This is a genomic window from Streptomyces sp. NPDC055506, assembly GCF_053643595.1.
Genome location: NZ_JBSHKH010000118.1, coordinates 24,606 through 25,859, shown reverse-complemented (window position 1 = coordinate 25,859; position 1,254 = coordinate 24,606). Strand labels below are relative to the sequence as shown.

The window sequence follows — 1,254 nt, the reverse complement described above, 5'->3', positions numbered from 1 at the left end:
CCCGTACGGCACGGAGGACCGTTCCTCGTCCTCCGTAGCGGCGTCGGGAGTGACCCAGGGCAGGGCTGGGGCGGCGGAGGGCGTGTCCGCCCTCGGGGGACGCGGCGGCAGCCCTGGCAGCCCCTTACGGCGGGCCGGGCGGGCCGCGTGGCCGGGCCGGCGGGGCCGTAGGTGGTCCACCAGGGCCAGTCCCGCGCGGAACACCGCCGCCGGTACGACCAGGAGGACCAGGGCCCAGAACAGGGTCACGCCCCAGGGACGGCCCACGCCCCAGGGGTGTTCGGCGAGGACCTTGCCGCCGTACTTCAGGGACACCGTGTAGTCGCCGTGCGCGCCGGCCGCGAGCTCCACGGGCAGCTTGATACGGGCCTCGCCGCCGGGCCGGATCGTGCCGCGCCAGCGCTGGTCCTGCCACTGCGGGGCGAACACGCCGTGTGCGGTGCCGACCTGGAAGACGGGGTCCTTCACGGGGGCGGTGCCGACGTTGCCGACAGTGACCTCCAGGGTCCGGGCGGGCGGCGAGCCGAACCAGGTCAGCAGCCCGTCGCCGCCGCGCAGCCGGGTGTCCGCGGGCAGGGAGAGCCGCCCGCCGGACCGTTCCGCGGGCAGCGGCTCGACCGTGTGCCCGGCGATCCGGAGGGCGGCGTCGGCCTCCGCACCGGCTCCGGTCACCGTCGCCACATGCACCACGCAGGGGCACGGCACCGGCGGCTCGACGACGGGCAGTGTGCGGCGGAAACGCCCTTCGGCGTCGGCGGTGACGGCCCGGCCGTCGGCGTTGGCACAGGAGTTGCTTCCCCCGGCCACACCCCGCTCCGGCTCGGCCTGCCCGCACACCAGCAGCGTCAGCAGGGCACGAGCCCGCCAGCCACTACCGCTGACAGTGACCACCCCACCCGCCCCGGCCTCCGCCTCCGACACCTCGACCCGAGGCCGCTCCACGGCCCCGACGGGCCCGGCCCCCGCCAGTGCCGGCAGAAACGCGAGCAGAACCGACAGCGACAGGTACGCGAGGTGCGCGGCACGCGACATCGGCGGCTCCAGCGGTCTTCTGGGGCGGGCATACGACCTCGACTCCGGCGGGCGTCCGGTCATGCTCATGGCACCAACGGCCCGAGCGGCCGGCTCCAGCGGGCTTCCGGGGCCCGCGCGCGCCGCCTCCAGCGGGCGTGAGGGCATACACACGGCACCGACAGCCCGACGGCCGACTCCACCAGGCATCCGGACCGGGCGCACGACGTCACCTCCAGCGGT

Annotated in this window: 1 protein-coding gene; it reads right to left on the bottom strand. The window is 76.2% G+C overall.

Going from position 1 to position 1,254, the window contains the following annotated elements:
- Nucleotides 1-1,032 (bottom strand): hypothetical protein (locus ACWIF2_RS32115; protein ID WP_454364415.1); only part of this gene is annotated, 1,032 nt, incomplete at its 3' end.
- Nucleotides 1,033-1,254: the final 222 nt, after the last annotated feature.